This window comes from Streptomyces sp. NRRL B-24085 (assembly GCF_001282115.1).
Taxonomy (GTDB): domain Bacteria; phylum Actinomycetota; class Actinomycetes; order Streptomycetales; family Streptomycetaceae; genus Streptomyces.
Genome location: NZ_LJBR01000633.1, coordinates 1 through 6,242, shown reverse-complemented (window position 1 = coordinate 6,242; position 6,242 = coordinate 1). Strand labels below are relative to the sequence as shown.

The 6,242-nt window shown below is 73.9% G+C and carries 6 protein-coding genes and 1 riboswitch; of the genes, 2 read left to right on the top strand and 4 right to left on the bottom strand.

Going from position 1 to position 6,242, the window contains the following annotated elements; genetic code table 11:
• The first annotated feature begins 316 nt into the window (after positions 1-316).
• The gene (locus AOJ26_RS40615) at positions 317-1,195 is read left to right on the top strand and encodes a GAF and ANTAR domain-containing protein (RefSeq protein WP_373413140.1); all 879 of its coding nucleotides are present in this window, start codon (positions 317-319) and stop codon (positions 1,193-1,195) included.
• A gap of 27 nt (positions 1,196-1,222) precedes the next feature.
• On the opposite strand, the gene AOJ26_RS40610 is transcribed toward AOJ26_RS40615, so the two are convergent.
• On the bottom strand, positions 1,223-2,008 hold the full coding sequence (locus AOJ26_RS40610) for a hypothetical protein (RefSeq protein ID WP_053853340.1): 786 nt from the start codon (positions 2,006-2,008) through the stop codon (positions 1,223-1,225).
• Between the two features lie 69 nt (positions 2,009-2,077).
• Complete coding sequence (locus AOJ26_RS40605; protein WP_053853339.1) at positions 2,078-2,425, bottom strand: ArsR/SmtB family transcription factor; 348 nt, start codon at positions 2,423-2,425, stop codon at positions 2,078-2,080.
• A gap of 81 nt (positions 2,426-2,506) precedes the next feature.
• Positions 2,507-2,713: riboswitch (cobalamin riboswitch) on the top strand.
• Between the two features lie 28 nt (positions 2,714-2,741).
• Between AOJ26_RS40605 and AOJ26_RS40600 the strand changes: the two genes are divergently transcribed.
• Positions 2,742-3,833, top strand: coding sequence for a HoxN/HupN/NixA family nickel/cobalt transporter (locus AOJ26_RS40600; RefSeq protein ID WP_053853338.1), 1,092 nt, complete (start codon positions 2,742-2,744; stop codon positions 3,831-3,833).
• A gap of 16 nt (positions 3,834-3,849) precedes the next feature.
• Here AOJ26_RS40600 and AOJ26_RS40595 read toward each other — a convergent pair whose 3' ends face one another.
• Both AOJ26_RS40595 and thrS read right to left on the bottom strand, forming a co-directional pair.
• On the bottom strand, positions 3,850-4,812 hold the full coding sequence (locus AOJ26_RS40595; protein WP_053853337.1) for a nucleoside hydrolase: 963 nt from the start codon (positions 4,810-4,812) through the stop codon (positions 3,850-3,852).
• Between the two features lie 38 nt (positions 4,813-4,850).
• Complete coding sequence (gene thrS / locus AOJ26_RS40590; RefSeq protein ID WP_053853336.1) at positions 4,851-6,071, bottom strand: threonine--tRNA ligase; 1,221 nt, start codon at positions 6,069-6,071, stop codon at positions 4,851-4,853.
• Between the last annotated feature and the right edge of the window lie 171 nt (positions 6,072-6,242).

The following is a 6,242-nucleotide window of genomic DNA, read 5'->3' as shown; positions in this document are numbered from 1 at the left end:
CGGGCCGGCGGAACGGGGGAGGAACGGGGCGCGGGGCGGCTCGGGCACGCTTCGACGCGGTGCGGCCGCTCCCTGACCGTCATCGAAGACCGTAGTGAATCGCCGTGCGGTCTGTGAAGGGCGCGCGGGACGACACGGGTGCCCGGACGGGCGGGGCCCGCCGCCGTGCCGGTCCCGGGCGTTTCACCCCGTGGGCCAGGGGTAGCCGGGCGGTGCCCCTGGGCGGGAGGACCACGAGCGGCGCCCCCCGCTCGCGGTGACTCTGCCCGGGGGCCGACGACGGACAGTCCCGCGCTGACCGAAGGAGGCGGTGACCGTGCGGCCCAGGGACGCCCACGGCGACGCCCACGGCGACGAGCCCGGACCGTCCCCCGGGCCGGCGGGCGAAGCGGGCACCTGCGCCACCCCGGCCGACGGCACCGGCCCGCTCGCGTCGCCGGGACACGGACCGCGCCGACCGGAGCCCCGACGCCGGGCGGACCGGGAGCGGGGCCGGGGGCGGATCGCCGACGTGATCGCGGCCGGGGTGCGGGGCGCCGGGCCCGCCGAGATCCCGGGCCGGCTGTGCACGGCCGCCGTCGAACTGCTGCCGGTGGCCGGGGCGAGCGTGTCGCTGCGCAGCAACGCCATGCCGGTCCAGCTCGGGTCCAGCAGCGACCGGGCCGCCCGGCTGTCGGATCTCCAGGCCACGTTGGGGGACGGGCCCTGTACGGCCGCCGCGGCGGCCGGCGCCGCCGTGTTCGCCACCGATCTGACCTGCGACCCGGACCTGGTCCGCTGGCCGGTCTTCGCCCAGCAGGCCACCGCCGCCGGGATACGGGCGGTGTACTCGATGCCGCTCGGCGACGACACCCTGTGCGTGGGCACCCTCGACCTCTACCGCGAGGCCCCGGGGGAACTCACCCGGCGCGAGCTGCGCGTCGCCGAGCTCGTGGCCAGGGTCATGACGGTGGCCCTGATGGCCCTGCCCCGGGGGGAGGAGAACGGCCCCGAGGGCGACGCCCCCTGGCTGAGCGGCCTGGCCACCGCGCACGACGAGGTCTACCAGGCCGTCGGCATGATCATGGTGCAGCTCGGTGTGGGCTCGGACGAGGCGCTGGCCCGGCTGCGCGCGCACGCCTTCGCGCACGGCCGCAGCGCGCTCGAGGTGGCGCACGACGTGGTCCGGCACCGCAAGCGGTTCGACCGGGACTGACACGCCCACCGGCCGCTCACCGGACGCTCACACCTGCACCCGCCCCTGTCTGCGCACCTCCGCCAGCCGCTCGGCGCCCAGTCGGACGACCGCCTGCGTGGCGTCCGTCTGCACGTCGCCGAAGCCGCCGTTGGTCACACTGATCGCGTCCTGCCCCACGCGGAGCGCGGCGACGTCCAGGGTGAGCGTCGTCGGCCCGCCGTCCGGCGACTCCCCGGTCAGCAGCACCCGCAGGCCCTGCCGGGCGTCCCCCGCCTCGGGCAGGGACAGCTCGGCGACCTGCACCCCGAGGACCGCTCCCGTGGTCGTGGTGGCCGCGAACTGCGAGCACGTGCGCGGGAGGCTCCTGAGCCAGGCCAGGGTCTTGTCGATCTCCGCCGGGGGGCGTGCGAGCACCTGGTAGCGCATCTGGGCCGCGTTCCACTCGTCGTCCATCCCGACGACCGCGCGGGGACCGGCGTCGGCGCCGAACAACTCGTCCGCGTACAGGGCGTCGAGCAGCCGCTGGCACCCGCGCCGGTCGGCCTTCGACTTCAGCACCTCGTCGTGCCAGGTGGCCACCCCCTGGGTCGGTGTCCAGGGCTCGCCGAGGTCCGCGTCGGTGACGAGCGCGGCCTGTGCCATCGCCTCGGTGAGGGCCGAGGACGGGCCGGCGGACGCCTTCGGCGACGGCGGCGGCGCGCTGCTGGGCGGTGTGATCGAGGGCCGCGGAGCGGTCGGCGGCGTGGAGAGCGCGGAACAGGCGGTGGCGGCAAGGAGCCCGGAGAGGGCGACAGCGGAGGCGGCGGCGCGGGCGGCGCGGGGCGGGGTCATGCTTCAGGTGATCACCGGGTGCCGGGACGTCACCAGCGGTCCGGGCCGTACGGGTTACGGGGTGTGCCCTCAGGCCACCTGCTGCAACAGCCCCCGCACCGCCTCGTCCACCACCCGGTACCGCACGACCCGTCCCTCCTTCTCGCCCGCCACCACCCCGGCCGCCCGCAGCAGCCGCAGCGCCTGGGACACGGCCGGGTCGTTCATGCCGGTCGCGATCGCGAGGTCGGAGACGGCCAGCGGGCCGGTGCGGTGCAGGGCGAGCAGCAGGGAAAGCCGGTTGGGGTCGGCGAGCAGGGCGAAGCGGTCGGACCAGGTGCGGACGTGTCCCGGGTCGCCGATCGCGGCGATGGCGTCGCACACCCGGTGTCCGTCGATGGTGCGGCGGTCGGCTCGGTCGGCCGGGACGAGGTGCATGGCGCACATCCTCGCAGGCGGCGCTGTGTGATCTTCCATACCTGCGCAGGTGTGCAGCTATGCAGGAACCCCCGAGCCCGCCTACGGTGGGCGGGCCGTGGTGCTCGGGAAACCGGTGACGACCCCTCAAAGGTCCATGCCGGTGCGGCCCTCGCCACTGTGATCGGGGAGTCTCCCTCCCACGTCCCTCGCGGGACAGCCACTGGCCGTCACCATCAGGCCGGGAAGGCGGGCACGGAGACGCACGACCCGTAAGCCAGGAGACCGGCCACGGCAGCTCACGCGTTCATCCACGAGGTGCTGGAGTGACCACCGTATGACCGACCCTGCCCTGCCCGAGGTCTCCGGCCAGTTCCGCTGGCGGCGCGAGGACACCGTCAGGACGGCCGGCCTGATGGCCGCGATAGCCGGGCTGCACGTCCTCGCCTTCGGCATCCTGTTCCTGCTCGTGGTGCCGGGGCACTACGAGGTCGGCGACCGGGCCTTCGGCATCGGCCTCGGCATCACCGCCTACACCCTCGGCATGCGGCACGCCTTCGACGCGGACCACATCGCCGCGATCGACAACACCACCCGCAAGCTGATGGCCGACGGCAAGCGGCCGGTGTCGGTGGGGTTCTGGTTCGCGCTCGGGCACTCCAGCGTCGTCGTGGTGCTCGCCGCGCTCATCGCGGGCGGCACCCAGCTCGCCGGCAAGGTCATGAACGAGGGGTCCGGCACCCACCAGGTCCTCGGCTTCCTCGGTACGACGATCTCCGGCACGTTCCTCTACCTCATCGCCGCCCTCAACCTGGTCGCCCTGACGGGCATCCTGAGGGTCTTCCGGGCGATGCGGGCGGGGTCGTACGACGAGCAGGAGCTGGAGCAGCACCTGGACTCCCGGGGCTTCATGAACCGGATCCTCGGCAGGCTCACCAGGTCCATCACCAGGCCGGGGCAGATGTTCCCGCTCGGCTTCCTCTTCGGGCTCGGCTTCGACACCGCCACCGAGGTCACGCTGATGGTGATGGCGGGGTCGGGCGCGGCGGCCGGACTGCCCTGGTACGCGATCCTCTGCCTCCCCCTCCTGTTCGCCGCCGGCATGAGCCTGTTCGACACCCTCGACGGGACGTTCATGAACTTCGCCTACCAGTGGGCCTTCTCGAACCCCGTCCGCAAGGTCTTCTACAACCTCGCCATCACCGGCCTGTCCATCGCGGTCGCCTTCTTCATCGGCACGATCGAACTCGTCGGCGTCCTGCACGACAAGCTCGCCCTCACCGACGCCCTCACCACCTGGATCGCCGACATCGACCTCGACAACGTCGGCTACGTCATCGTCGGCCTGTTCGTGGTGGTGTGGGCGGCGGCGATCGCCTACTGGCGGCTCGCGAAGGTGGAGCAGCGCTGGGGCGTCAGCGGCTCCTGAGGGACCGGACCGGCCGCTAGACCCCCTCCACCGCCGTCAGCCACAGCTTCACGTAGCGCTCCACGTCGACGGCCAACCCCACGTCGACGAGGGTGACTTCGCGCTCGCCCTCGTGGATCTCGGACTCGCCGGGACGCGGGCGGCGGTCGACAACCGTCTGGCCGCGGGTCGGGCCCGGGGCCAGGCTCACCTCCACCGGCAGCAGCTCGGTGGTCAGGCCCGCCGGGTCGACGACCGCGCACACCGCGCCCGCGTCGCCGAGGCCGCCCGTGGGCGTGGGGTCGCCGGAGGTGGCGGGGTCGCGGTGGGCGAGGAGTTCGCCGGCCATGCGCAAGGACGGTTCCGCGCTCGCGCGCAGCCGCTGGACGTCGGCGGCCGGCACCAGGACCTGCTGGAAGACGTCCAGGCCGTACATGGTGATCGGCACCCCGGCGGTGAGGAGGACCGCGGCCGCCTCGGGGTCGTGCCAGACGTTGAACTCCGCGACCGGCGTGGCGTTCCCGGTCGCCACCGCGCCGCCCATGAACACGATCCGCTCGATGTTGCGCACCACCTCGGGGTGCGTGCGCAGGAGCAGCGCGATGTTGGTGAGCGGGGCGGTCGGGACGAGCGTGACGGGGGTGGGCGAGGCGAGGATCTCCCGCCGGAGCAGCGTCACCGCGTCCACGTCCACCGCGACCCGGGTCGGCGCGGGCAGCCCGAGGTCGCCCATGCCGTCGAGCCCGTGCACGTGCTGTGCGGTGCGCACGGGTTCGAGCAGCGGCCGCGCCGCACCCCGGGCGACGGGGACGTCCCCGGCACCGGCCTGCTCCAGCACGGTCAGCGTGTTGCGGACGACGCCGTCGACGTCGGTGTTCCCGGCGACACAGGTGACCGCCCGCAGGTCGATGCCGGGATGCCGTACGGCGAACAGCAGGGCCAGGGCGTCGTCGACGCCGGTGTCGCAGTCGATGATCACCGGGATGGGCTGACCGGTCACGGCGGGGGTCCTTTCGTCACTGGCGTACGGGACCGACCTTACGCAGCCGCCCAGAGTTCGGCCCCGCGGTCCCGGTCGCGGGCGCGGACCCGGTCCAGCAGGGCGTCGACCGCCACGGTTCCCGGCCTGCGCCCGTCCCGCAGCCGTACGGCCGCACAGCCGGCGCCGGCCTCCCGCTCACCGATCACCGCCTGGTACGGCACGAGGCGGGCGGCGCGGACGCGGGCGCCCAGGGTGCCCTGGCCGGGACCGGAGAGTTCGGCCCGGATGCCGTGCGCGAGGGCCTGCCGTACAAGGTCGCCGGCCTGTTCCTCCTGTGCCTCGCCCACCGGCAGGACCGCGAGCTGCACGGGGGCGAGCCACACCGGGAAGGCACCGGCGTGCGCCTCGACGAGGTGCGCGACCGCGCGTTCCACGCTGCCGATGATGCTGCGGTGGACCATGACCGGACGGTGCTTGCCGCCATCGGCTCCGATGTAGTGGAGGCCGAAGCGTTCGGGCTGGTGGAAGTCGATCTGCACGGTGGAGAGGGTGGACTCGCGGCCGGCGGCGTCGGTGATCTGTACGTCGATCTTGGGACCGTAGAAGGCGGCCTCGCCCTCGGCGGACTCGTACGGGACGCCGTCCAGGGCCTCTTCGAGGAGGGCGGTGGCGCGCCGCCAGAGCGCGGGGTCCGCGACGTACTTGCCGGAGCCGCCGGGCAGGGACAGGCGGTACCTGGTCGCCCGGATGCCGAGGTCGTGGTGGGCGCGCCGGACGAGGCCGAGGGCGGCGCGGGCCTCCGCCACGGCCTGCCCGGGGGTGCAGAAGATGTGGGCGTCGTTGAGCTGGATGGCGCGGACCCGGGTGAGGCCGCCGAGGACGCCCGACAGCTCGGAGCGGTACATGCCGCCCAACTCGGCCAGCCGCAGGGGAAGTTCGCGGTAACTGCGGGACCTCGACCGGTAGATGAGGGCGTGGTGCGGGCAGAGGCTGGGCCGCAGCACCACCTCCTCGCCGCCCAGCCGCATCGGCGGGAACATGTCGTCGCCGTAGTGCGACCAGTGCCCGGAGATCTCGTACAGCTCCCGCTTGCCGAGCACGGGCGAGTACACGTGCCGGTACCCGGCGGCCCGCTCGGTCTCCCTGACGTACTCCTCCAGGACATGCCGTACGACGGCCCCGTCGGGCAGCCAGTACGGCAGCCCCGCGCCCATCAGCGGATCGGTGTCGAACAGGCCGAGCTCCCGGCCGAGCCGGCGGTGGTCGTGGTCGTTCACGGGGGTCTCCCTCGCGGCGGTGGGGGCGAGGAACCGGCGGGAACGACGAAGCCCCGGGGCACTCGCCCCGGGGCTTGACTGCGCAACGGTCAGCGCGCCGGGACCTGCTCCGGCGTCGTCGTGCTCGACGGGCTGACGTGGGCGCGCTGCATGGGGGCGAGGGTAGGGGGA

Coding starts and splice junctions, on each gene's coding strand:
- AOJ26_RS40610 (WP_053853340.1), bottom strand. CDS start 2,008: ATGACCCCGCCCCGCGCCGCCCGCGCCGCCGCCTCCGCTGTCGCCCTC.
- AOJ26_RS40605 (WP_053853339.1), bottom strand. CDS start 2,425: ATGCACCTCGTCCCGGCCGACCGAGCCGACCGCCGCACCATCGACGGA.
- AOJ26_RS40600 (WP_053853338.1), top strand. CDS start 2,742: ATGACCGACCCTGCCCTGCCCGAGGTCTCCGGCCAGTTCCGCTGGCGG.